This is a genomic window from Achromobacter sp. RTa (assembly GCF_000757485.1).
GTDB lineage: Bacteria > Pseudomonadota > Gammaproteobacteria > Burkholderiales > Burkholderiaceae_B > Achromobacter.
In genome coordinates, this window is the sequence record NZ_JPYO01000027.1 from 279,560 (window position 1) to 301,821 (window position 22,262).

At 67.4% G+C, this 22,262-nt stretch carries 21 protein-coding genes; 20 read left to right on the forward strand and 1 reads right to left on the reverse strand.

What is annotated here, in order from left to right; genetic code table 11:
• The first annotated feature begins 37 nt into the window (after window positions 1–37).
• From JL37_RS09360 to JL37_RS29690, 9 genes are all read left to right on the forward strand, one after another.
• Window positions 38–880: an ABC transporter permease gene (locus JL37_RS09360; protein WP_081955015.1), complete on the forward strand. Its 843-nt coding sequence runs from the start codon at window positions 38–40 to the stop codon at window positions 878–880.
• A gap of 7 nt (window positions 881–887) precedes the next feature.
• Window positions 888–1,637, forward strand: a complete 750-nt coding sequence (locus JL37_RS09365; RefSeq protein WP_043543549.1) for an ABC transporter ATP-binding protein — start codon at window positions 888–890, stop codon at window positions 1,635–1,637.
• A gap of 15 nt (window positions 1,638–1,652) precedes the next feature.
• Complete coding sequence (locus JL37_RS09370; protein WP_043543550.1) at window positions 1,653–2,546, forward strand: polysaccharide deacetylase family protein; 894 nt, start codon at window positions 1,653–1,655, stop codon at window positions 2,544–2,546.
• A complete protein-coding gene (locus JL37_RS09375; RefSeq protein WP_043543551.1) occupies window positions 2,543–3,421 on the forward strand; it encodes an alpha/beta fold hydrolase in 879 nt (292 codons plus the stop codon). The genes JL37_RS09370 and JL37_RS09375 overlap by 4 nt, the downstream gene beginning before the upstream one ends.
• Window positions 3,418–4,779, forward strand: coding sequence for an MmgE/PrpD family protein (locus JL37_RS09380; protein ID WP_052097013.1), 1,362 nt, complete (start codon window positions 3,418–3,420; stop codon window positions 4,777–4,779). The genes JL37_RS09375 and JL37_RS09380 overlap by 4 nt, the downstream gene beginning before the upstream one ends.
• Before the next feature lie 388 nt (window positions 4,780–5,167).
• A complete protein-coding gene (locus JL37_RS09385) occupies window positions 5,168–6,511 on the forward strand; it encodes a COG3014 family protein (RefSeq protein WP_043543553.1) in 1,344 nt (447 codons plus the stop codon).
• 18 nt (window positions 6,512–6,529) lie between these two features.
• Window positions 6,530–7,144 (forward strand): penicillin-binding protein activator LpoB, encoded by a 615-nt coding sequence (gene lpoB, locus JL37_RS09390; protein WP_043543554.1) that lies wholly within the window; start codon window positions 6,530–6,532, stop codon window positions 7,142–7,144.
• Between the two features lie 61 nt (window positions 7,145–7,205).
• A complete protein-coding gene (locus tag JL37_RS09395) occupies window positions 7,206–8,558 on the forward strand; it encodes a CsgG/HfaB family protein (RefSeq protein ID WP_197064587.1) in 1,353 nt (450 codons plus the stop codon).
• 274 nt (window positions 8,559–8,832) lie between these two features.
• On the forward strand, window positions 8,833–9,768 hold the full coding sequence (locus JL37_RS29690; RefSeq protein ID WP_052097018.1) for a hypothetical protein: 936 nt from the start codon (window positions 8,833–8,835) through the stop codon (window positions 9,766–9,768).
• Window positions 9,769–9,850: 82 nt separating this feature from the next.
• Here the strand turns inward: JL37_RS29690 and JL37_RS09405 are convergent, their stop codons facing one another.
• A complete protein-coding gene (locus tag JL37_RS09405; protein ID WP_043543863.1) occupies window positions 9,851–10,450 on the reverse strand; it encodes a nitroreductase family protein in 600 nt (199 codons plus the stop codon).
• 159 nt (window positions 10,451–10,609) lie between these two features.
• Here JL37_RS09405 and JL37_RS09410 point away from each other — a divergent pair, with 159 nt between their 5' ends.
• From JL37_RS09410 to JL37_RS09460, 11 genes are all read left to right on the forward strand, one after another.
• Window positions 10,610–10,981, forward strand: a complete 372-nt coding sequence (locus tag JL37_RS09410; protein WP_043543557.1) for a tRNA-binding protein — start codon at window positions 10,610–10,612, stop codon at window positions 10,979–10,981.
• Window positions 10,982–11,158: 177 nt separating this feature from the next.
• The gene (locus tag JL37_RS09415; RefSeq protein WP_043543558.1) at window positions 11,159–12,295 is read left to right on the forward strand and encodes an FAD-binding oxidoreductase; all 1,137 of its coding nucleotides are present in this window, start codon (window positions 11,159–11,161) and stop codon (window positions 12,293–12,295) included.
• Window positions 12,296–12,319: 24 nt separating this feature from the next.
• Complete coding sequence (locus tag JL37_RS09420; RefSeq protein ID WP_043543559.1) at window positions 12,320–12,736, forward strand: RidA family protein; 417 nt, start codon at window positions 12,320–12,322, stop codon at window positions 12,734–12,736.
• 121 nt (window positions 12,737–12,857) lie between these two features.
• Window positions 12,858–14,303 (forward strand): M81 family metallopeptidase, encoded by a 1,446-nt coding sequence (locus tag JL37_RS09425; RefSeq protein ID WP_043543561.1) that lies wholly within the window; start codon window positions 12,858–12,860, stop codon window positions 14,301–14,303.
• A 53-nt stretch (window positions 14,304–14,356) separates the two neighbouring features.
• Window positions 14,357–15,928 (forward strand): ABC transporter substrate-binding protein, encoded by a 1,572-nt coding sequence (locus JL37_RS09430; RefSeq protein ID WP_043543562.1) that lies wholly within the window; start codon window positions 14,357–14,359, stop codon window positions 15,926–15,928.
• Between the two features lie 52 nt (window positions 15,929–15,980).
• Entirely contained in the window at window positions 15,981–16,916 is a 936-nt protein-coding gene (locus JL37_RS09435) for an ABC transporter permease (protein WP_043543563.1), read from the forward strand.
• Window positions 16,917–16,928: 12 nt separating this feature from the next.
• Window positions 16,929–17,804 (forward strand): ABC transporter permease, encoded by an 876-nt coding sequence (locus tag JL37_RS09440; protein WP_043543564.1) that lies wholly within the window; start codon window positions 16,929–16,931, stop codon window positions 17,802–17,804.
• A gap of 8 nt (window positions 17,805–17,812) precedes the next feature.
• Window positions 17,813–18,826: an ABC transporter ATP-binding protein gene (locus JL37_RS09445; protein ID WP_043543566.1), complete on the forward strand. Its 1,014-nt coding sequence runs from the start codon at window positions 17,813–17,815 to the stop codon at window positions 18,824–18,826.
• Window positions 18,827–18,834: 8 nt separating this feature from the next.
• Window positions 18,835–19,839, forward strand: a complete 1,005-nt coding sequence (locus JL37_RS09450; RefSeq protein WP_052097021.1) for an ABC transporter ATP-binding protein — start codon at window positions 18,835–18,837, stop codon at window positions 19,837–19,839.
• 12 nt (window positions 19,840–19,851) lie between these two features.
• On the forward strand, window positions 19,852–21,306 hold the full coding sequence (locus JL37_RS09455; protein ID WP_043543567.1) for an amidohydrolase family protein: 1,455 nt from the start codon (window positions 19,852–19,854) through the stop codon (window positions 21,304–21,306).
• On the forward strand, window positions 21,303–22,229 hold the full coding sequence (locus JL37_RS09460; protein ID WP_043543568.1) for an N-carbamoyl-D-amino-acid hydrolase: 927 nt from the start codon (window positions 21,303–21,305) through the stop codon (window positions 22,227–22,229). Before JL37_RS09455 ends, JL37_RS09460 begins: the two co-directional genes overlap by 4 nt.
• Window positions 22,230–22,262: the final 33 nt, after the last annotated feature.

Consider the following 22,262-nt stretch of genomic DNA (forward strand, 5'->3'; position numbering starts at 1 on the left):
TGCGCGGCGGCCCTGCCGGCCGCCGCGAGCCAAGGAGATGCTGGTGAACGCTTCAACACTGAAATGCGCAACGCCGACCCGCCGCTCCCGCCGCGCCATCGGCCAGGCGGGGCTGGGGCTTGCCGTGCCCGTCCTGATTCTTATCGTCTGGCAGTTGGTGGGGCAGTCCCCCGACATGGCGGGCGTGGTTCCCACTCCGGTCCAGGTCGCGCGCGCCTGGTATGCCTGGATCTTCGGGCCGCCGGGCATGGGGCTGAATCCCTACCAGGGCACCTGGGCGGGCAATGTCCAGTACTCGGCCATGCGCGTGATCCAGGGCTTCGTCCTGGCCATGCTGCTGGGCATACCCCTGGGCCTGGCCATAGGCTGGAGCCGCCTGGTTTCGCAGACGCTCGACCCGCTGATACAAGGCTTGCGGCCGATCCCCATCACGGCCTGGCTGCCCTTCTCCATCGCCCTGTTCGGCATCCGCGACATGGGCTCGATCTTCCTGATCTTCCTGGGCGGCTTCTACGCCATCGTCGTGAACACCACGCAAGGCGCGCGCGACGTCGACCGCAACCTGGTGCGCGCGGCTCGGATGATGGGCGCGTCTTCCGCCCAGTTGCTGCGCCGGGTCGTATTGCCCGCCGCGATGCCCGCCATCTTCACCGGCCTGCGCATCGGCCTGGGCATTTCCTGGACGGCCGTGATCGTCTCTGAAATGGTGGCCGTGAAATCCGGCCTGGGCTACGTGCTGTGGGACGCCTATTACGTGGGCCGCATGGACATCGTGCTGGCGGACATGGTGTCCATCGGCCTGATGGGCTTTCTCAGCGACCGCCTGATCGTCATCATCGAACGCCGGATCCTGGTCTGGCGCATGCTGCAGAATCATTGAGGATGCCATGTCCGACATATCCGTCACCAACCTGAGCAAGACCTATCCGGGAGCGACCCCGGTACAAGCGCTGGACGGCATCGATCTGCACGTGCAGGCTGGGGAGTTCGTGGCCCTGCTCGGGCCCTCCGGCTGCGGCAAGTCCACCCTGCTGAACCTGATCGCCGGCTTCGAGTCGCCCACATCGGGCGGCCTGGCCGTCGACAGCCGGCCGGTGACGCGCCCGGGCCCGGAGCGCGGCGTCGTATTCCAGGAAGCCGCGTTGTTCCCCTGGCTGAACGTATGGGAGAACGTGGTCTTCGGCCCGAAGATCGCCGGCCAGTCCAAGGCCGAATATGCCGGCCGCGCGGAAGAGATGCTGCGCATCACCGGGTTGTCGGCGTTCACCCGACACCTGCCCATCCAGCTCTCGGGCGGCATGCGCCAGCGCGTGGGCATCGCGCGCGTGCTCACCCTGGGATCCAAGGTGCTGCTGATGGACGAGCCCTTCGGCGCCCTGGACGCGCAAACGCGGCTCACCATGCAGGAACTGCTGCTTTCCGTATGGCAGACGCTGCGAACCACGGTCGTCTTCGTCACGCACGACATCGACGAGGCGATCCTGCTGGCCGACACGATTTACGTCATGTCCGCCCGCCCCGGCCGCATCGCCACTCGCATCACGGTGCCCATCGAGCGCCCCCGCTCGCTCGACCTGATCACCGGAGAAGCGTTCAACGGGCTCAAGCGCGAAATCCTCAAGCAAATGCGGCACTGACCTCCAGGATCCCCCATGGCAACGCCCCGCATCCCCTACGCATTCTCGGCCGATTCGCCTCCTCTTGCCGCGCCCGGCCAAGGCAGGATCATGGTGCACCTGGTCATCAACGTCGAACATTGGCCATTCGACCAGCCCATGCCGCGCACCATCATCACCCCGCCGCACGGCCGCGAGACCGTGCCGGACGTGCCCAACTTCAGCTGGGCGGAATACGGCATGCGCGCCGGCCTGCCGCGCATGCTCGCCGCCATCCAGTCGCGCGGCCTGCCCGCCTCCACCAGCTGCAACGCCAGCGTGATCGACGCCTATCCCCGAGCCGCCGAAGCCATGCTTGCGGCCGGCTGGGAATTCATCGGGCACGGCATGCACCAGAAGTCCTTGAACCACGGCGACGGCGAGGCCGAACTCATCGGCGCGTGCCTGGAGAAGCTGCGCGCCTTCACCGGCCGCCTCCCCCGCGGCTGGCTCAGCCCTGGCCTGCGCGAAACGCCGGACACGCCCGATCTGCTTGCCGACGCGGGCGTCGAGTATGTGTGCGATTGGGTGCTGGACGACCTGCCCAACTGGATGCGCGTCAAGCGCGGGTCGCTGATCCAGATGCCCTACAACCTGGAACTCAACGATTCGATCATCTATGCCATCGAAAAGCACTCCTCTCCCGAATTCCTGCTGCGGCTGACGCGCACGCTGGCGCTGTTCGAGCGCGAATGCGAAGCCCAGCCCAGGGTGCTTGCGCTCGGCCTGCACCCGCACCTGATGGGGGTGCCGCACCGCTACGGCTATTTCGAGGAAATGCTGGACCTGCTGGCGCGCCACCCCAAGGTCGACTTCATGACCGGCAGCCAGATCGCCGACTGGTTCAAGCAACGCCGCCCCCTTCCCCCGTCCGCTCCCGAGCTGCCATGACCACCGCCGCCACGCATGACGGATACCGCCTGCACCTGGAAGAAAGCGGGCAGGGCTCGCCCGTCGTGTTCGTCCATGAATTCGCGGGCGATCACAGGAGTTGGGAGCCCCAGCTGCGGGCCTTCGCGCGCCGCCACCGTTGCATCGCCTATGCCGCCCGGGGCTATCCTCCATCCGACGTGCCGGCCGATCCCGCCGCCTACTCGCAGGAAAACGCCGTCCGGGACCTGCGCTCGGTGCTGGCGGCCTGCGGCATCGACCGGGCCCATATCGTCGGACTGTCCATGGGAGGTTTCGCCGCCCTGCATTTCGGGCTGGCCCATCCGGAGCGCGTCCGTTCGCTGACCATCGCCGGGGTCGGCTACGGCGCTCTCGCGTCCGGCCACGCCGCATTCCGCGAGGCTTCGCTGCAGGCGGCCGAACGCTTCGAGACGTTGGGCAGCGCCCGCTACGGGCCGATCTATGCCGCCGGCCCGGCGCGCGTCCAATACCAGAACAAGGATCCGCGCGGCTGGCAAGCGTTCGCCGACGCCCTCGGCCAGCATGACGCCACCGGCGCCGCGCTGACCTTGCGCGGCGTGCAGGCGGCGCGCCCCGCCCTCGATACGCTGGCCGGGCCGCTTGGCGCGCTGGCAGCTCCCGCGCTGATCATCGCGGGCGACGAGGACGACCATGCCCTGGAACCGGCCCTGTTCCTCAAGCGCACGCTGCCCGCCAGCGGCCTGCTCATGCTGCCCAAGACGGGCCACACGCTGAACCTGGAGGAGCCCGAGGCGTTCAACCGGGCCGTGCTGGACTTCATCGCCGCCGTGGAAGCCGGCAGCTGGACGGCGCGCGATCCGCGCGCCAGCGGCGAAGTCATGAAGCTCTCATGAACCTCGTCGGCGAACTCGCGCGGATCTGCCTGCGCCCAGCTGCGGCCGCCGACCGCGCCCGCGCCGCGCTGCACGTGGCTGCGTGGACGGGCGCGGCGGCGCTGGGTGCGGCCACCCCGCTGGCCCAGGCGCTGCGCGCGGGCTATTCCCTCCCGGGCGATGCAGCCTCCCGCGCGGGCGACGCATGGGCCGACCTGTTGCATGACGCATCGCTGGGCTGCATGCACGAGCTCGATGACTTCCATCGCGAAGCGCTGCTGCATCCCGGGCCGGTCGTCATTCCCGCCGTCCTGTGCATCGCCCGCCGCCAGGCCTCCAGCGGCGCGGCCCTGCTCCTGGCCGTCCTGCGGGGCTACGAGGCCATGATACGGATCGGAGAGTCCGTGGGCGCCGGCCATTACGAACATTGGCACAACACCTCGTCCTGCGGCGCGGCGGGCGCCGCCGCGGCAGCCGCGAGCCTGCTGAACCTGGATCCCGCGCAAACCTCCCACGCGCTCGCGCTGGCCATCACGCAGTCCTCGGGCCTGTGGCAGATCCGCCTGGATCCCTGCGACGCCAAGCCCTGGAGCATGGCGCGCGCCTCGCAGACGGGCGTGCAGGCGGCCCTGCTGGCCCAGGCCGGCGTGCGCGGTCCGGCCCGCGCGCTGGAAGGAGAAAAAGGCTTTTACGCCGCCACGTGTCCGGATCCCCGCCCGGAGCGGATAGGCGCCGATCCGGGCGGCGCATGGAAAATCCACCAGACCACGTTCAAGCCCTGGGCGGCCTGCCGCCACGCCCATCCCGCCATCGACGCCGCGCTGGGGCTACGCGACGCCTGGCGCGCTCAGGATGGCTGGCGCGAACTGCCGGCAGGCGACATCCGTTCCATCCGCGTGGAAAGCTATGACGACGCCCTTGCATTCTGCGATCGCGCGCAGCCGGCATCCCCGCAGGAAGCCCGCTTCAGCCTGCAGCATGCCGTCGCGGTCGCCCTGTCCAAGGGCTGGCCCGAGGCCGAGGACTTCTCGGACAGTGCCATCGCGGACCCCGGGCACGCGCGCTTGCGCGCCCTGGTCCACGCCGTGCCGGACGCAGGCTGCTCGGCGCGGTATCCCCGGCACTTCGGCGCCGCCGTGACGGTATCGCTCAAGAATGGCCGCGAAATGCGGCAAGAGCTGCGGGATGCGCTCGGCGACCCGGAACGGGCGTTGACAGCGGAACAGGTGCTGGACATTTCACGGCGCCTGATGATCTCGGCCGGTTGGACGCCCGCCCAGGCAAGCCGGCGCCTGGGGACGATCATGCAACTGGATTCCCTTGCTGGCCCGGGCAGCGTTGAACTCAGGCCGCTCCCGCCGTCGGCGCCGCAGGTTTGATCCGGCCCAAAGCGTCTTGCGCGGCGCGCAATATAAATCGCATTTTCCGGCGGTAATCGAAATAGGCGGATAAGCGCCTTTTCCAAACTCGGTTCCCGCGTTCAGCCGCGGCCCGGATAACGCAAAAGCGGCCGCCTGCCCGCCTCTCATGCGGCGTTGGAGAAAATCCCCGCCGCCCCCTTTTTCGCGCCATTTGCCGGGAATAAACCGGCGGCTGACGCGCGCGGAACCGGCATCCGCAAGCATTCACCGCAATTGGATGAATCTCAACAAAATAAAACCAAAAGCATCTATAAATTGCTGATGATTTAATATTGTGATTAAATGTGAACAAAATGCTAAATACATTCACGTTTATTAACATATAGTATCATTCGGCGGAGAAGCGATGAAGTGGGCTGCTGTTGCAGGCTTGGCTCTGGTGCTGGCGGGTTGCGCCAATCCCCAAGCGCGTAAGGATTTTTCACGGGATCTGGCGGCCGGGAACCTGCCTGCCGCCACCAGCAGCGCGGTCCTGGCCGCCGGCCCCCAGGACGCTCCGCCCACCGATCTGCCGTGGGCCCTGGAAGCGGGCGCCCTGCTGCGGCACAGCGGCCTGTCGGAGCGTTCCACCCAGATGCTGGATGGCGCCGAAGAACTGATGAAGGACGACGACACGCGCAATATCGCCGCCAGCGCCGGCAACCATGCCTTGTCGCTCGTGGCCAATGACAACGTCCTGCCCTACGCTCCGGCCGTGTACGACACGGTCATGCTCAATACCTACAAGGCCTTGAATTTCTGGCAACAGGGCGATTACGCCAATGCCCGCGTCGAATGGAACCGCAGCGACGATCGCCAGCGCCGCGCCGCCGAGCATTTCGAAGCGGAAATCGCCAAGCAGCGCGATGAAGTGAAAGAAGGCGAAAACGCCGACCTGGTCAATCGCAGCATGTCCAGCACGGACGAAGCCCTGCTCAAGGCCGGCGTCGACCTTTCCCAGTGGGCGCCCTACGCCGGGTACGTGAACCCGGCGGCGCTCTACCTGCACGGCCTGTATTTCCTTTTCAATGGCGAAGAACCATCCGACCTGGATAAGGCTCGCAAGAGCCTGGAACGGGCGTACGCGCTTACCAAGAACACGCAGGTCAAGATCGATATGGCCGCGGCCCAGCGCAAGGGCGGCAAGCTCAAGCCCGCGGTCTGGGTCGTGTTCGAGAACGGCACGGCGGCGCACAAGGAACAGCTGCGGATCGACCTGCCCCTGTTCCTGGTGAGCGGCAACGTCAAATACACCGGCATCGCCCTGCCCGTGATGCGAGACGGCGCGCCCGCCTATCCGTACCTGACCGTCGGCCGCCAGCAGACGCAGATGCTGGCCGACATGGACACCATCATCCGCGGCGAATTCAAGACCCGTTTCAACGCGATCCTCATCAAGGAAATCGTGCGCGCCACGGCCAAGACCGTGCTGCAGAAGCAATTGAACGATTCCAGCCCGCTGCTCGGCACGCTGGCCGCGATCGCCCAGGCCGCTTCGACGCAGGCCGACCTGCGCTCGTGGTCCACGCTGCCGCACAACTTCCAGCTGATGAGCGTGCCCTATCCCCAGTCGAACCAGCTGAAGCTGGGCGTCCCCGGCCACGAGGACATCGTGGTCGACTTGCCCCAGGAAAAAAGGCCGGTAGTCGTGTACGTGCGTGCGATCAATGCCGCCACGCCGCCTCGCGTCGACATCCTCGCTTCCAAATAACGATCTACAAGGAAAACCATGAGCCTGAAGCTTTCTCTTTCGGCCGCGCTGCTGGCGGCTACGCTGGCCGGCTGCGCCCCCACGACCCAATACGTCGACCAGAAGAACGACAAGGTCGCGGTGATGGGCCTCGACTACAAGGACTTCGAGTCGGCCGCCAACAAGATGGTCAACGACATGCTGAACTCGCCGTTGATGGTGCATCCGAAGGCCGCCCAGGGCGGACGCTTCGTGGTCGCGATGTCCAACATCACCAACGACACGGCGCAGCGCATCGACACCGACCAGCTGACCAAGAAGATCCGCGTGAGCCTGCTCAACTCGGGCCGCTTCGTCATCACGACGGCCGTGGGCCTGAACGGCCCCGAAGACGCGATGACCGCCAAGTCGCGGGCGTTGAAGGGTTCGAAGATGATGAACCAGGCCACGGTGAAGAAGGATGGCCGCGTCGTCGCGCCGGACTTCTCGCTCTCGGGCAAGATCATGCAGCGCAATAACCGCGTCGACAGCCGCATGCAGCAGGTCGACTACTACTTCCAGCTGACGCTGACCAACCTGGACAACGGGCTGGCCTATTGGGAAGGCGAAGAGGCCATCATCAAGCGCGGCGACAACCGCACGGTGACCTGGTAAGGGCCATGGACGAATGGACCGCCTGCCTGCAGCAGGCGGTCTTTTTTTCGAGAGCAGATTCATGATGAAGAAATGGATGTTGGGCACGGTGCTGTTCTGCGCCGTCCAGGCGGCCAACGCCGAGGACGTCACGGTGCCCGCGGTCGGGTACGGCGATACCTTCGAACAGGCCGTCGAGTCGGCGTTGGGCAACGCCATCAAGCAGGTCAACGGCGCGGCGGTCGCCACGCGCTCCGCCAGCCCCAAGGCCTATGTACAGGTGAAGCGGGATGCCGAAGGCCAGGCCTCGGCCGAACTCAACGCCAAGCGCACCGAACAGAACACGGAAGGCGGCCTGATCAAGGATACGGTCACGAACAACGAGCAGAGCCTGAACGCCAACGCCTCGTCGCAAGCCGAGATGTCCAGCAAGACGACGGTCGAGGCCGGCGTCGGCAGCACGAACGACGTGCGCGCGCAAGGCAAGGTGAAGGGCTATTCCGTCACCAAGCAGGAATGCGGCGGCAGCAAGGGCTGCATGGTCGAACTGTCCGTCACCATCGAAAAGTTCGAATACCAGGCGAAGACGCCCAAGCTCGAGCGCGACAGCATCGCCATCGTCACGACCGGCAAGCTGCGCCGCAGCGCGCTGTCCGCCGACATGCGGCAGTCGGTCACCGACAAGCTGGTCAAGAGCGGCCGGTTCACCGTGCTGGACCGCAGCAACGACGACGCATTCGAGAAGGAAAACGATTTCCTGGCCAGCGACAACGTGTCCGACCAGCAGCGCGCCAGGCTCGGCCAGGCGGCCGGCGCGGATTTCCTGCTGATCATCGACCTGACCCAGGCCAGCGTGTCCACCCGGGTCCAGGAGAACAACATCGACCTGACCGGGGAAACCACCCGCGAAGTCTCGCAGTCCACGCGCGCCTCGGTGCGCTACACGCTGGTCGAGGCCGCGACCCGCGCCGTGAAATGGTCGGACTCGGCGTCGTTCGCCTCGGGCGGCAACAAGATCAGCGCCGCCATGGAACAGTTCCAGGGCAAGATGGTCGGCGACATCATTGAAATCGTGAATCCCGCCAAGGTCGTGGCCGTGCAGAACGGCCGGGTGATCATCAACCGCGGCATGGGCAGCGTGAAGGAAGGCCAGGTCTACGACATCTACGCCACCGGCGAAGAGTTGGTGGACCCGGACACCGGCGAGAAACTCGGCGCCACCGAAGAAAAAGTGGCTTCGATCAAGATCGGCGAGATCAAGGCCAAAGTGGCCTATGGCGCCCTGCTGAACGGCCAGCTGGAATCGGTCGCCAAGGGTTCGATCGCGCGGATGGCCGCGCCGCCCGCCGAGCCGGCCAAGAAGACGCCGCCCAAGCGCGCCGCGCCGCCCAAGTCCGACCAGAAGATCGACCCGGCCGGAGGCGTCATTCTCTGACGTCCCGCCAGGCCGGCCGCCTGCGGGCACGCCTGTGCCGAGGGCGCGCCGGCCCCGATGCCTGCCCAGGTCCGGGACCGCTTCAGGACAAGGAAGCGGAAATAGGACTCTGCCTGCGCGGCCTGGGCCGTCTGGTCCACGGAATTCTTGCGTACACTTCGGGCACCTCCACTCCCGAAGCCCTCATGCATCCGAATCCGTGACAGCCTCCTTGCCCCCACGCAGTCCCTCCCCCTGCCAGGCGCTTCGCCGCTTTCCCCGCACCCGCACCCGCATGTTCTCCGCAGCCCGCCTGCGCGCAACCGCACTCCGGCTGCTGCTGGCCTCGCTTGCGCTGTCCCCGCTGGCCGGCCTGGGCGGCTGCGGCCTCGTCGCGATGACGGGCAAGGCCATCGCCACCATTCCAGGCGATTTCAACGCCCTGGGCACGCACTCCGCCGCAGCCCGCGCCATGGAGCGCAACGATGTGGACGCCGCCATCGGCCTGCTGGCGGGCACCCGCTACACCGGCGATCGCCGCGAAGTCAAAGGCGGCCCCACCTGGGGGCAGATCTATTGGCGCGCGGCAACCCTGGTGGCGCAGGCGCATGAAGGGGGCCGCGCCATCGACGACGCCGTGCTGCTGTCGGCCTACCGGATCCTGGCAAGGGGCGCGGACCTGGCCGAATCGGTGCGCTACCTGGCGCTGGCGCGCCCCCTGGTCGCGCGCCAATACGGGGAAAAGAGCCCGCAGGTCCTGGAACTGGCGCTGGATGATCGCGCCATCATGCTGGAGTATTTCCGCGCGGGCGGCGTGTTGAACCTGCGCGGCACCGATCTGCGGGTGAGCCTGTCCGGCATGCTGGATGCCCCCGGCAAACGCACCAGCGTGCCGCTGGCCTACGATCCCGCGCTGCTCGCCGCATTTCCGCTGCGCCTGTCTTCCGCGGACCGCGAACTGTTTTTCGAGCTGAACCGCCTGTCCCTGCTGCCGCGCGCGCAATGGGATGATCCCGCCGCGCTCAAACGCATGATGGCGACCGAGGAATACCTGTGGTGGCTGGATGGCCCCCGTTCTTCCGGGCACCTGTATTGGCAGCTGAGCCGCGCGGTCAACGAAATGAGCACGGCGCCGATGATATGCGCCGCCCGCGCCGCGGGCTTCGACGTGCGGCCCGGAATCAACTACGGCGCCGAAGAGATCACGCCGCCGGCTTGCCTGTCACGCTAGGAAGAGTTCCGGAGGCTTGGAGCCACCCAAAAAAATGCCCGCCTTCCTGAGGGAAGGCGGGCATTTCAGAGACGATGGCCGATCAGCCCACCACGCGGAAGCGCTCGGCGTCGTCCATGAACGGCTTTTCGCCGAAGCCGTTTTCGTTGGAGCCGAACGGCATCTGCGCGCGCAGCTTCCAGTAGGCCGGCACATTCCACTGGCTGGCCACGGCCGCGTCGATCAGCGGGTTGTAGTGCTGCAGGCTGGCGCCCACGCCGGCATTGGCCAGGGCCGTCCAGGCCGACAGCTGGGCCATGCCGCCCGCCTGTTCGGACCAGACGGGGAAGTTCTCGGCGTACAGCGCGAACTTCTCCTGCAGGCTGCGCACCACGTCCTGGTCTTCGTAGAACAGCACGGTGCCCACGCCGGCGGCGAAGCTCTTGAGCTTGGCCTCGGTCTTCTCGAAGCCTTCGGCCGGCGCGACCTTGCGCACTTCTTCGATGGCGATGTCCCAGAGCTTTTCGCTTTCCGCGCCGAACAGGATCACTGCGCGCGAACTTTGCGAATTGAAGGACGAGGGGCTGTGCTTGATCGCTTCCTGGATCAGGGATGCCAGCTCCTCCTTGGAGGTCGACAGGTTGCGGCCCAGCGAATACTGCGTACGACGCTTCTTCAGAGCGTCGAGATAAGCGTTGCTCATAACGATATAGCCTTCCGACTGGTAGATAGGGGAAAATGCACGGATGAATTCTACCGGCGGGCACTTGCGCAAAGCATATGCCCGGACCATAAAACCGCAATTTTGGACGGAACAAACCGTTCCATTCATGCGGCGAATCCTCGACATTGCGGAGCACGCATGCATTTCACGCAGGACCCCGACTCTCCTCCCGCCCCGGCCATCGCCTTCGACGATTTCCTCAAAGTGGACATCCGCATCGGCACGATCCAATCGGCCGAGGCCTTTCCCGAGGCGCGCAAGCCCGCCTACAAACTGACGATCGACTTCGGCGCGGGCGTGGGCGTCAAGAAAAGCTCCGCGCAGATCACCGCGCACTATGGGCTGCAGGACCTCCCCGGCAAGCGGGTCATGGCGGTCGTGAATTTCCCGCCGCGCCAGATCGGGCCGGTGAAGTCGGAAGTGCTGGTGCTGGGCTTCGCGGACGCCGAAGGCGGAATCGTGCTCGGCGTGCCCGATGGCGAGGTGCCGAACGGCACGCGCCTGACCTGACGCCGGCTGGCGCGCTCTCCGCCACTCCCCTTCCGCATTCCGGCGCGCCTTCCCGCGCGCCCACCTTCTTCTCGCCTTCCTTCCTCGCCATCAGGGCATTCCCCTATTACCCGTCCGCCGTCCAGAAACTATCGTATTCGAGAATTATCAAATAAGAGAATTCTCGCTTCCGACAAAATGACAGCAGAACCCCTATTCGATTACGCCGTGATCGGCGCGGGCATCGCCGGCGCCTCCGTGGCCTACCGCCTGAGCGCCACGGCGTCCGTCGCCGTGTTGGAACGCGAGGCCCAGCCGGGCTATCACTCCACCGGCCGCTCCGCGGCCATGTTCATGGAGACGTATGGCACCGCGCAGATCAAGGCGCTTACGCGCGCCAGCCGCGCCTTTTACGAAAAGCCCCCCCAAGGATTCAGCGAACATCCCCTGCTCAGCCCGCGCGGGGTGCTGTACGTCGCAACCCCTGACCAGAAGGGCCTGCTGCAGGAAGTGTTCGACGACTTCCACAGCCAATCGCCCAACGTCGCCCTGATCGACGCCACGCAGGCCGTTGCTCGCGTGCCCTGCCTGCGCGGCGACCGGATCTGCGGCGCCATCGAAGAGCCGGACGCGCGCGACATCGACGTACACGCCCTGCACCAGGGATTCCTGCGAGCCATGGCCCGGCAGGGCGCCGTTCTGAACAACAACGCCGAAGTCGTGTCGGCCGCCCGCGCTGACGACGCCTGGACGCTCACCCTGGCGGACGGACGCCGCCTGCGCGCCCGCGTGCTGGTCAACGCCGCCGGCGCCTGGGCGGACCAGGCCGCCGCCCTGTGCGGCGCGCGCCCGGTGGGGCTGCAGCCGTGCCGCCGCACCGCCTTCACCTTCTCCGGCCCGGAGGGCGTGGATTTCTCCCTGTGGCCCGCCGTCGTCGGCGTCGACGAAAGCTATTACTTCAAGCCCGACGCCGGCCAGTTGCTGGGCTCGCCCGCCAACGCCGACCCGGTCGCCGCGCACGATGTGGTGCCCGAGGAACTGGACGTCGCCACCGGCATCTACCGCATCGAAGCCGCCACCTCGCTCACCATCCGCCGCCCCAGGCACACCTGGGCCGGCCTGCGCTCGTTCGTGCGCGATGGGGATTTCGTGGTCGGCTGGGACAACGATGTGCCGGGCTTTTTCTGGCTGGCGGCGCAGGGCGGCTATGGCATCCAGACCGCCGCCGCGACCTCCGAACTCGCCGCCGCGCTGCTCCTGCGCCAGCCGGTGCCCGCCCATCTGCATGCGCACGGCGTCGATGCCGAAGCCGTGCGTCCCGCGCGCCTGCGCTGACCCTTTCCATCATCCGGACACGCCATGAACTCCATCACCCGCTACCCCAGCTCCCTTCCCCTGCCGTTTTCGCGCGCCACCCAGGCGGGCGGCTTCCTGTTCCTGTCGGGGCAGATCCCAATGGATGCCAGCGGCCAGGTCGTGCGCGGCGACATCGCCGGCCAGACCCACGCCGCGCTCGATCGCATCAAGGAAACGCTGGCGCTGGCTGGCGCCACGCTCAAGGACGTGGTGCGCGTAACGGTCTGGCTGTCGGACCTGGCGCTGTTCGCGCAGTTCAACGAGGCCTATCGCAGCCATTTCCCGTCCGACTTTCCTTCCCGTTCGACGGTCGAGGCCAAGCTCGCCATGGACGTGGACGTGGAAATCGAAGTGCAGGCCTGGCTGGGCGGCGCCGCGGCCGGCGGCTCCTCGGCGCCGGGGCCCGTGTCCGAAGCCTGAACCGGCCCCGGGCCGGTTCGATCGGCTGGTATTCCGCGCGGCCCGGCGCCGCGCGGCGCAGCATTCCCCCGGCGCGCGCGGCAACGCCCGCGCCCCGTCCACCTTCACGCGGAGCGGCAGCATGAAAATATTTTCCGGGTCCCTCGCGACCGAAACGAACACCTTCTCCCCCATTCCGACGGGCCTGTCCGCCTATCGTGCGCGCGGCTACTACCCCGCAGGCCAGCACCCCGACCGCATGCAGATGTTCTCAGGTCCGCTCTGGGCCGCGCGCCAGCGCGCGCAGGGCAAGGACTGGACGCTCATCGAAGGCATGACGGCGGGCGCCACGCCCGCCGGCATCACGACCCGCCACGCCTACGAAACCCTGCGCGACGAACTGCTGGAAGACCTGCGCCGCGCGGGCAAGGTCGATATCGCCCTGTTCGGCCTGCACGGCGCCATGGTCGCCGACGGCTACGACGACTGCGAAGGCGACCTGCTGAGCCGGGCGCGCGAGATCGTCGGCCCCGACACGGTGATCGGCGCCGAGCTGGACCCGCATTGCCACATGACGGACGCCATGATGGAAAGCGCCGACTTCCTGGTCTGCTTCAAGGAATACCCCCACACCGACATCCTGGACCGCGCCTACGACCTGGTGGACCTTTGCGTGGCACGGGCCGAAGGGCGCATCCAGCCCAAGCGCGCCGTGTACGACTGCGAGATGATTTCCATCATGCACACCAGCCGCGAACCGATGCGCGGCTTCGTGGACCGCCTGCTCGCCATGGAAGGCAAGAAAGGCGTGCTGTCCGTTTCCATCGCGCATGGATTTCCCTGGGGCGACACGCCGGACATGGGCTCCAAGGTGCTGGTCTACACCGACGGCGACCAGGCCCAGGCCGACGCGCTGGCGCGCTCGCTGGGCGAGGAGATCATCGGTTTCCGCGACCGGCTGGCTCCTCCCTACCCCGGCGCCGACGAGGCGCTGGACCAGGCGCTGGCGCTGAACGACTTCCCGGTGGTGCTGGCCGACTCGGCCGACAACGCCGGCGGCGGCGCGCCCAGCGACGCTACCTTCATCCTGGAGCGCGTGCTGGCTCGCGGCATCCGCGACGTGGCGACGGGCCCGTTCTGGGATCCGGTCGCGGTGCAGCTCTGCTTCGAGGCCGGCGAAGCCGCGCAGATCAAGCTGCGCATCGGCGGCAAGGTCGCCCCGGTTTCAGGGCAGCCGCTGGACCTGGAATGCGAAATCGTGGCGCTCAAACGCGACGCCGTCATGACCGGGCTGGCAGGCACGCCGGCGCTGCTGGGCGATGTCGCGGTGGTGCGCAGCCAGGGAGTGACCCTCGCGCTGACCACCAACCGCACCCAGGCCATGGGCACCGACCTGTTCACGCAGTTCGGGGTGGACTTGCATGCCATGAAACTGATCATCGTGAAATCGTCGCAGCACTTCTACGCCTCGTACTCGCAGGTCGGCCGCCACGTCATCTACGTCGAGACGCCCGGCGCGATCACGCAGGACTACAACGCCTTGCCTTACGCCAAACGCAAATTGCCGAAATGGCCGTTCACGGCATAAGGCGCCATCCATTGCCGCCCGGGACGGGCGGCGGAATGACCAAGGGGACAAAAATGATCAGACGTTTAAGTTTGCTGGGCGCAGCCGCCCTGCTGGCCATGGGCGCCGCCTCGGGCGCGCTCGCGCAATCCAAGACCCTGCGCCTGGTGCCGCACGCGGACCTCAAGACGCTGGATCCGCTGTTCAACACGGCCTACATCACGCGCAACCACGGCTACATGGTGTTCGACACCCTGTTCTCGCAGGACAGCAAAGGGCGGGTCCAACCCCAGATGGTGGACACCTGGACCACCTCCGAAGACGGCAAGACCTGGACTTTCACCCTGCGCGCCGGCCTGAAATTCAATGACGGCACGCCGGTGAAGGCCGAGGACTGCGTCGCCTCGATCCAGCGTTGGGCGAAAAAGGACACGCTCGGCCAGGCCATGATGGCCGCCGGCGCCGAACTCGCGGCCACGGGCGACAATACCTTCACGCTGACGCTGAAAGAGCCTTTCGGCCTGGTGCTGGACGCCCTGTCCAAGCCTTCGGGCATGCCGCCCTTCATCATGCCCAAGCGCCTGGCGATGACGGACCCGAACACGCAGGTCACGGAAATGGTCGGTTCCGGCCCGTTCCTGTTCAAGCGCGACGAATGGGTGCCCGGCAACAAGGTGGTGTACGTGAAGAATCCCGCCTATGTGCCCCGCGCCGAACCGGCGGACGGCCTGGCGGGCGGCAAGAACGTCAAGGTGGACCGCGTGGAGTGGGTCTACATCCCCGACGGGAACACGGCCACGGCGGCGCTGATGAACGGCGAGGTCGACATGATCGAGCAGACCACGCCCGACTTCCTTCCCGTCCTGGAAACCAACCCGGACATCACCCTGGGCACCTCGGTGGCTTCCCAGGGCATGGTCATCGTCAACTCGCTGCATCCTCCATTCGACAACCAGCTCGCCCGGCAGGCGCTGTACCACCTGGTCAACCAGAAGGAAATGCTGTCGGCCATGGGGTATCCGGAGAAATACCGTGTGGACTATTGTCCTACCCTCTATGTCTGCGGCTCGCCGCTGGCCACCGACGCCGGCGCGGCCCCCTACGCCAAGGCCGATCCCGCGCGCGCCAAGCAGCTGTTGCAGGAGGCCGGCTACAAGGGCGAGAAGGTCGTGGTCCTGTACCCGACCGACCACCTGAGCGCCCCGGCCGTGATGGTGCTGACGCAGAACATGAAGAAGGCCGGCCTCAATGTCGACCTGCAATCCATGGACTGGGCCTCGCTGGCCGCGCGCCGGCTGAAGAAGGACGCGCCCGAAAAAGGCGGCTGGAGCGTATTCCTCACCTGGGGCGGCTACTTCGACGCGAGCACGCCGGTGACCAACCCCTGGCTGTCCGCCGCCTGCGGCAATAGCCTGCCCGGCTGGCCTTGCGACAAAGAGCTGGACAAGCTGCGCACCAGCTGGATACGCGAAACCGACCCGGCTAAGCGCAAGGACATCGCCACCCAGATGCAGGAGCGCGCCTACCAGACCGTGCCGTACGTCATGTTCGGCGAGTTCAAGCCGGTATCCGCGGTGCGCGGCCTGAAACACACCGAGCTGCTGAAGACCGGCATCCCGGTGATGTGGAACATCGAAAAACCGTAAGGCGGACGCCGGGCGCCTCGCGCGCCCGGCCGCAAGCCTGGGGGAAACCAGCGTGAAATACATCCTGCGCCGCATCGCGGCCGTCATTCCAGTCATGGCCGTCGTCGCGGTCGTGGTGTTCCTGCTGATCCATCTGTCGCCGGGCGACCCCGCCGCGGTGATCGCTGGCGACAACGCCACCGCCGACGACGTGGAGAAGATCCGCCAGAACCTGGGCCTGGACAAGCCGCTGCTGCAGCAGTTCGGCATCTGGGTGGCCCACATCGCCACCGGCGATCTGGGCACCTCCATCTCCACCCAGATGCCGGTATCCGAGCTGATCGGCCAACGCATGGGCCCCACGCTGTCCATCGCCATTTTCACCATGCTGTTCGCCGTGATCGCGGCGGTGCCGCTGGGAGTGCTGGCGGCGTGGAACGCGGGCCGCTGGCTCGACAGGCTGGTCATGATCGGAGCGGTATGCGCCTTCTCGGTGCCCGTGTTCCTGATCGGCTACAGCCTGGTCTACGGTTTCTCCATCAAGCTGGGCTGGCTGCCCGTGCAGGGCTACAAACCGCTGGCCGCGGGCGTGGCGCCCTATCTGCGCCACCTGGTGCTGCCCTGCCTGTCGCTGGGCCTGGTCTATATGGCGCTGCTGACGCGCATGACGCGCGCCACCATGCTGGAGGCCCTGTCCGAGGACTACATCCGCACCGCCCGCGCCAAGGGCCTGTCGGCCGGCCCCATCGTATGGCATGCGCTGAAGAACGCCGCCAACCCCATCGTCACCACCATCGGCGTGGGCGTCGCCCTGCTGATCGGAGGCGTGGTCGTCACCGAAACGGTGTTCGCCATTCCGGGCCTGGGCCGCCTGACGATCGACGCCGTGCTGCGCCACGACTACCCCGTCATCCAGGGCGTGCTGCTGGTGGCCTCGGGCATATACGTACTGATCAACCTGCTGGTCGACCTGAGCTACCGGCTCTTCGATCCTCGCATCCGCTACTGAACGGGGACACGCATGACTACCGCTACCCTGCCGCTGTCCGTCCGCCGCCCGCGCTACCGCCGGGCCCTCAAGTCCCTGCGCCGCCATCCGATGCTGTATGTGGGCGGCGCCATCTTGCTGGTCCTGGCCGCGATTGCGTTGGCCGCGCCCTGGATCGCCACGGTCGATCCGCAGGACATCAACCCGATGGCGCGCATGAAGCCGCCCTCGTCAGAGCATTTCTTCGGCACCGACGCGCTCGGCCGCGACGTGTACTCACGCACCGTCTGGGGCGCCCGCATCTCGCTGGTGGTCGGCATCGTGGTGGCGGTGGTGTCCACCGTGGGCGGCGTCGCCCTGGGCATGGCGGCCGGCTACTTCCGCCGCCTGGACGCGTTCATCATGCGCATCATGGACGGCCTGATGGCCATCCCCGGCGTGCTGCTGGCGATCGCGCTGATGGCCACGCTGAAAGGCGGCCTGGGCACCGTGATCATCGCCATCGTCATTCCGGAGGTGCCGCGCGTCGTCCGGCTGGTGCGCGCGCTGGTCCTGACGATCCGCGAGCAGCCCTACATCGAAGCGGCCGTCTCCTCCGGCACCCGCGTGCCCGCGATACTGCTGCGCCACATCCTGCCCAACCTGTTCGCGCCGCTGATGGTGCAGGCCACCTTCATCGCCGCCTCGGCCATCCTGACCGAGGCCGTGCTGAGCTTCCTGGGCGTGGGCATCCCGCCTCAGACCCCCAGCTGGGGCAACATCATGGCCGAAGGCCGCAACTTCGTGGCCGTGGCCTTCCACATCATCCTGTATCCGGGCCTGTTCCTGGGCGTGGCCGTCCTGGCCGTCAATCTCGTGGGCGACGGCCTGCGCGACATGCTCGACCCCCGCCTGGCCAAAAAGCTGTAGGAGCGCACATGCAAACCCAACCTGTCTTGCGCGTGCACGAACTCACGACCTGCTTCGACGGCGACGAGGCCACCGTGGTCGCCGTGGATGGCCTCTCCTTCGACCTCCTGCCCGGCGAAACCCTGGGCCTGGTCGGCGAGTCCGGCTGCGGCAAGAGCGTCACGTCGCTGTCCATCATGCGCCTGTTGCGCGCGCCGGGCCGCGTCGCGGGCGGCCGGATCGAGTTCGACGGGCGCGACCTGCTCGCCTTGCCCGAGAAAGCCATGCGCGAGATCCGGGGCAACCGGATCTCGATGATCTTCCAGGAACCGATGACCTCCCTGAACCCCGTTTTCACCGTGGGCAGGCAGATCAGCGAATCGCTCATGCTGCATCAGGGCATGTCGCGGCGCGAAGCCATGGCGCAGGCCGAAAAACTGCTGGACCTGGTGCAGATATCCGACCCCGCGCGCCGCGTGCGCGAGTACCCCTACCAGCTGTCGGGCGGCATGCGCCAACGCGCCATGATCGCCATGGCGCTGGCCTGCCAGCCCAAGGTCCTGATCGCCGACGAGCCCACCACCGCGCTGGACGTCACCATCCAGGCGCAGATCCTGCATCTGCTGCGCGACATCCAGGCCAGGCTCGGCACCGCCATCGTGCTGATCACGCATGACCTGGGCGTGGTCGCGCAGATGTGCCAGCGCGTCATCGTCATGTATGCCGGCCGCAAGGTGGAGGAAGGCAGCGTGGACGACGTCCTGGACCGTCCGCAGCACCCGTATACCCAGGCGTTGATCCGCTCCCTGCCCGACTTCGTCGATGGCCAGGGCCACGACGCGCGGCTGGCCGAGCTGCCCGGCATCGTCCCGGTGATGACGCCTGCCTCGCGCGGCTGCGCCTTCGCGGCGCGCTGCTCCCAAGCCCTGCCGCGCTGCAGCGAGGCCGCCCCGCCCGCCGTCGACGCCGGCAGCCGGCACCGGGCCTGGTGCTGGGCCCGCGAGGCGGAGACGGCGCCCGCGACCAACGCCACGATTGCCTGAGGCCCGCCATGAACCTGCACGACATTCCCCTTGCTCCCGCCGTGTCCGCGCCCGCCCCCGGCGCGATACCCATGCTGGAGGTCATCGGCCTCAAGAAGCACTTCCCGGTGGACGGCGCCGGCGGCGCGAAAGTGCTGCGCGCCGTCGACGGCGTGTCCTTGTCGGTCCCGCGCGGCCAGACGCTGAGCCTGGTCGGCGAATCCGGCTGCGGCAAATCCACCACCGGCAAGTGCCTGATCCGGCTTGCCGAGCCCACCGAGGGCCGCATCCTCCTTGAAGGGCACGACCTGGCGGGGATGAACGGACGCCAGCTGCGCGCCATGCGCCAGCGGATGCAGTTCATCTTCCAGGACCCGTTTTCCTCCATGAATCCGCGCATGCGGGTGCGCGACATCATCGGCGAGCCGCTGCGCAACTTCGGCCACGGCCGCGCCGCGATCCGCGAACGCGTCGCGCAGTTGCTGGCCCGCGTCAGCCTGCGGCCCGACGCCGCCGACCGCTATCCCCACGAATTCTCCGGCGGGCAGCGCCAGCGCATCGTGATCGCGCGCGCGCTCGCGCTGGACCCGGGGCTGATCGTCTGCGACGAACCGGTATCGGCGCTGGACGTCTCGGTCCAGGCCCAGGTCATCAACCTGCTGATGGACCTGCAGCGCGATATGGGCCTGACCTATGTGTTCATTTCGCACGACCTGAGCGTCGTGCGCCACATCAGCCACCGGGTCGCCGTGATGTACCTGGGCCGGATCGTGGAGACCGGCACGCGCGATGCGATATTCGGGCGCCCCGCCCACCCCTATACCCGCGCCTTGCTGGCGGCGGTGCCGTCCGCGCGCCAGGGAGAACGCACGCCGGTCGAGGTGCTGAAAGGCGAAATCCCCAGCCCCTTGTCGCCGCCCTCGGGCTGCGCGTTCCGCACCCGCTGCCCGATGGCCCAGCCGCGCTGCGCCGAAGAAGCCCCGCAGCCCCGTCACATCGCCCCTGAACAGCAGGTTGCCTGCCACTTTGCCTAGCCGGAGATACGCATGACCCAGCCCGACGCCACCCCGTTCGACTACATCCTCGCCGGCGGCACCGTCATCGACGGCACCAACGCCCCTGGCCGCCGCGCCGACGTCGGCGTGCGCGCAGACCGGATCGCCGCGGTGGGCGACCTGAGCGGCAGCGCCGCAGGCCGGCGCATCGACGTCGCCGGCAAGGTGGTGGCCCCAGGATTCATCGACTCGCACACGCACGACGACAACTACCTGCTCAAGCACCGCGACATGACGCCCAAGATCTCGCAAGGCGTCACGACGGTCGTCACCGGCAATTGCGGCATCAGCCTGGCGCCGCTGGCGCATGCCAGCCCGCCCGCGCCGCTGGACCTGCTGGACGAAGGCGGCTCCTACCGCTTCGAGCGCTTCTCGGACTATCTGGACGCTCTGCGCGCCGCGCCCGCCGCGGTCAACGCGGCTTGCATGGTCGGCCACTCCACGCTACGCGCCGCGGTCATGCCCGACCTGAAGCGCGAAGCCACGCCCGCCGAAGTCCAGGCCATGCAGGCGCTGGCGGACGACGCGCTGGCCAGCGGCGCCATCGGCATCTCCACTGGCACGTTCTATCCTCCGGCCGCCAGCGCCAGCACCGAGGAAATCATCGAGGTGTGCCGCCCGCTCGGCACGCATGGCGGCATCTACGCCACGCACATGCGCGACGAAGGCGAGCACATCGTGCCGGCCCTGGAGGAAACCTTCCGCATCGGCCGTGAGCTGGGCGTGCCCGTCGTCATCTCGCACCACAAGGTCATGGGCAAGCCGAACTTCGGACGCTCCAAGGAAACGCTGCGCCTGATCGAGGCCGCCATGGCGGCGCAAGACGTCTCTCTGGATGCCTACCCCTACGTGGCGGGCTCCACCATGCTCAAGCAGGACCGGGTCCTGCTGGCCGGACGCACCCTCATTACCTGGTGCAAGCCCTTCCCCGAATTGAGCGGACGCGACCTGGACGAGGTCGCCGCCGAACGGGGCAAGTCCAAGTACGACGTGGTGCAGGAATTGCAGCCCGCCGGCGCCATCTACTTCATGATGGACGAGCCCGACGTCCAGCGCATCCTGGCGTTCGGCCCCACCATGATCGGCTCGGACGGCCTGCCCCACGATGAGCGTCCCCATCCGCGGCTTTGGGGCACGTTCCCGCGCGTGCTGGGGCATTACTCCCGGGACCTGGGCCTCTTCCCGCTGGAAACCGCCGTCTGGAAGATGACCGGCCTGACCGCCGCCAAGTTCGGCCTGGCCGAACGGGGCCAGGTACAGCCCGGCTACTTCGCGGACCTGGTGGTCTTCGACCCGGACACCGTGGCGGATTCCGCCACGTTCGAACGCCCCACTGAACGGGCCGCCGGCATCCATTCCGTCTACGTCAACGGCGCGCCGGTCTGGCGGGACCAGGCTTTCACCGGCGAGCATGCCGGCCGGGTGCTGAACCGGAGCGCGGCATGAGCGCGCGCAAGCTCCACCTGGCCGTCGCGCAAATGGGCCCCGTCCAGCGCGGCGATACCCGGGCCCAGGTCGTGCGCCGGCTGCTCGGCCTGCTCGAGGACGCCCACAGCCGCGGCGCCGCCTGGGTCGTCTTTCCGGAACTGGCGCTGACCACCTTCTTTCCGCGCTGGTCGCTGGACGACCCCGCGGAAGTGCAGGCGTTCTTCGAAACCGAAATGCCCGGCCCGCTGACCTGCCCGCTGTTCGACGCCGCGCGCGAAAAAGGCATCGGCTTCTATCTGGGCTATGCCGAACTGGCCGACGGCAGGCAATACAACACCAGCATCCTGGTGGGACGCGACGGCGGCATCGTCGGCAAGTACCGCAAGATCCATATCCCCGGCGACGCCCAGGCGCGCGACGGCGCCGCGCTGCAGCACCTGGAGAAAAAGTACTTCGCCGTCGGCGACCGGGGCTTTCCCGTCTGGCGGACGCCCGACGCCGCCATCGGCATGTGCATCTGCAACGACCGGCGCTGGCCCGAGACTTTCCGCGTCATGGGCCTGCAGGGCGTGGAGGTGGTCATGGCCGGCTACAACACCCCTTCCGGCTATGTGCAATGGAACGAGCCGATCCACCTGCGCATGCACCACCACCTGCTGTCCCTGCAGGCGGGCGCCTACCAGAACGCCTGCTGGGTCGCCGCCGCTGCGAAGGCCGGGGTCGAGGAAGGCAACCCGATGATCGGGGGCTCCTGCATCGTCGCGCCCACGGGAGAGATCATGGTGCGAGCGTTCTCCGAAGACGACGAGGTCATCAATTTCGTCTGCGACCTGTCGGTGTCGGAGCACTACCGGGCCAACATCTTCAATTTCGCCGCCCACCGGCGTCCGGAGCACTACGGAATGATCGTCGAACGCACCGGAGCCCTGCCTCCCGCCTGAACCCGCCCACCCCTTACAATCCGGCATACACGC

Coding starts and splice junctions, on each gene's coding strand:
- JL37_RS09360 (WP_081955015.1), top strand. CDS start 38: ATGCTGGTGAACGCTTCAACACTGAAATGCGCAACGCCGACCCGCCGC.
- JL37_RS09365 (WP_043543549.1), top strand. CDS start 888: ATGTCCGACATATCCGTCACCAACCTGAGCAAGACCTATCCGGGAGCG.
- JL37_RS09370 (WP_043543550.1), top strand. CDS start 1,653: ATGGCAACGCCCCGCATCCCCTACGCATTCTCGGCCGATTCGCCTCCT.
- JL37_RS09375 (WP_043543551.1), top strand. CDS start 2,543: ATGACCACCGCCGCCACGCATGACGGATACCGCCTGCACCTGGAAGAA.
- JL37_RS09380 (WP_052097013.1), top strand. CDS start 3,418: ATGAACCTCGTCGGCGAACTCGCGCGGATCTGCCTGCGCCCAGCTGCG.
- JL37_RS09385 (WP_043543553.1), top strand. CDS start 5,168: ATGAAGTGGGCTGCTGTTGCAGGCTTGGCTCTGGTGCTGGCGGGTTGC.
- lpoB (WP_043543554.1), top strand. CDS start 6,530: ATGAGCCTGAAGCTTTCTCTTTCGGCCGCGCTGCTGGCGGCTACGCTG.
- JL37_RS09395 (WP_197064587.1), top strand. CDS start 7,206: ATGATGAAGAAATGGATGTTGGGCACGGTGCTGTTCTGCGCCGTCCAG.
- JL37_RS29690 (WP_052097018.1), top strand. CDS start 8,833: ATGTTCTCCGCAGCCCGCCTGCGCGCAACCGCACTCCGGCTGCTGCTG.
- JL37_RS09405 (WP_043543863.1), bottom strand. CDS start 10,450: ATGAGCAACGCTTATCTCGACGCTCTGAAGAAGCGTCGTACGCAGTAT.
- JL37_RS09410 (WP_043543557.1), top strand. CDS start 10,610: ATGCATTTCACGCAGGACCCCGACTCTCCTCCCGCCCCGGCCATCGCC.
- JL37_RS09415 (WP_043543558.1), top strand. CDS start 11,159: ATGACAGCAGAACCCCTATTCGATTACGCCGTGATCGGCGCGGGCATC.
- JL37_RS09420 (WP_043543559.1), top strand. CDS start 12,320: ATGAACTCCATCACCCGCTACCCCAGCTCCCTTCCCCTGCCGTTTTCG.
- JL37_RS09425 (WP_043543561.1), top strand. CDS start 12,858: ATGAAAATATTTTCCGGGTCCCTCGCGACCGAAACGAACACCTTCTCC.
- JL37_RS09430 (WP_043543562.1), top strand. CDS start 14,357: ATGATCAGACGTTTAAGTTTGCTGGGCGCAGCCGCCCTGCTGGCCATG.
- JL37_RS09440 (WP_043543564.1), top strand. CDS start 16,929: ATGACTACCGCTACCCTGCCGCTGTCCGTCCGCCGCCCGCGCTACCGC.
- JL37_RS09445 (WP_043543566.1), top strand. CDS start 17,813: ATGCAAACCCAACCTGTCTTGCGCGTGCACGAACTCACGACCTGCTTC.
- JL37_RS09450 (WP_052097021.1), top strand. CDS start 18,835: ATGAACCTGCACGACATTCCCCTTGCTCCCGCCGTGTCCGCGCCCGCC.
- JL37_RS09455 (WP_043543567.1), top strand. CDS start 19,852: ATGACCCAGCCCGACGCCACCCCGTTCGACTACATCCTCGCCGGCGGC.
- JL37_RS09460 (WP_043543568.1), top strand. CDS start 21,303: ATGAGCGCGCGCAAGCTCCACCTGGCCGTCGCGCAAATGGGCCCCGTC.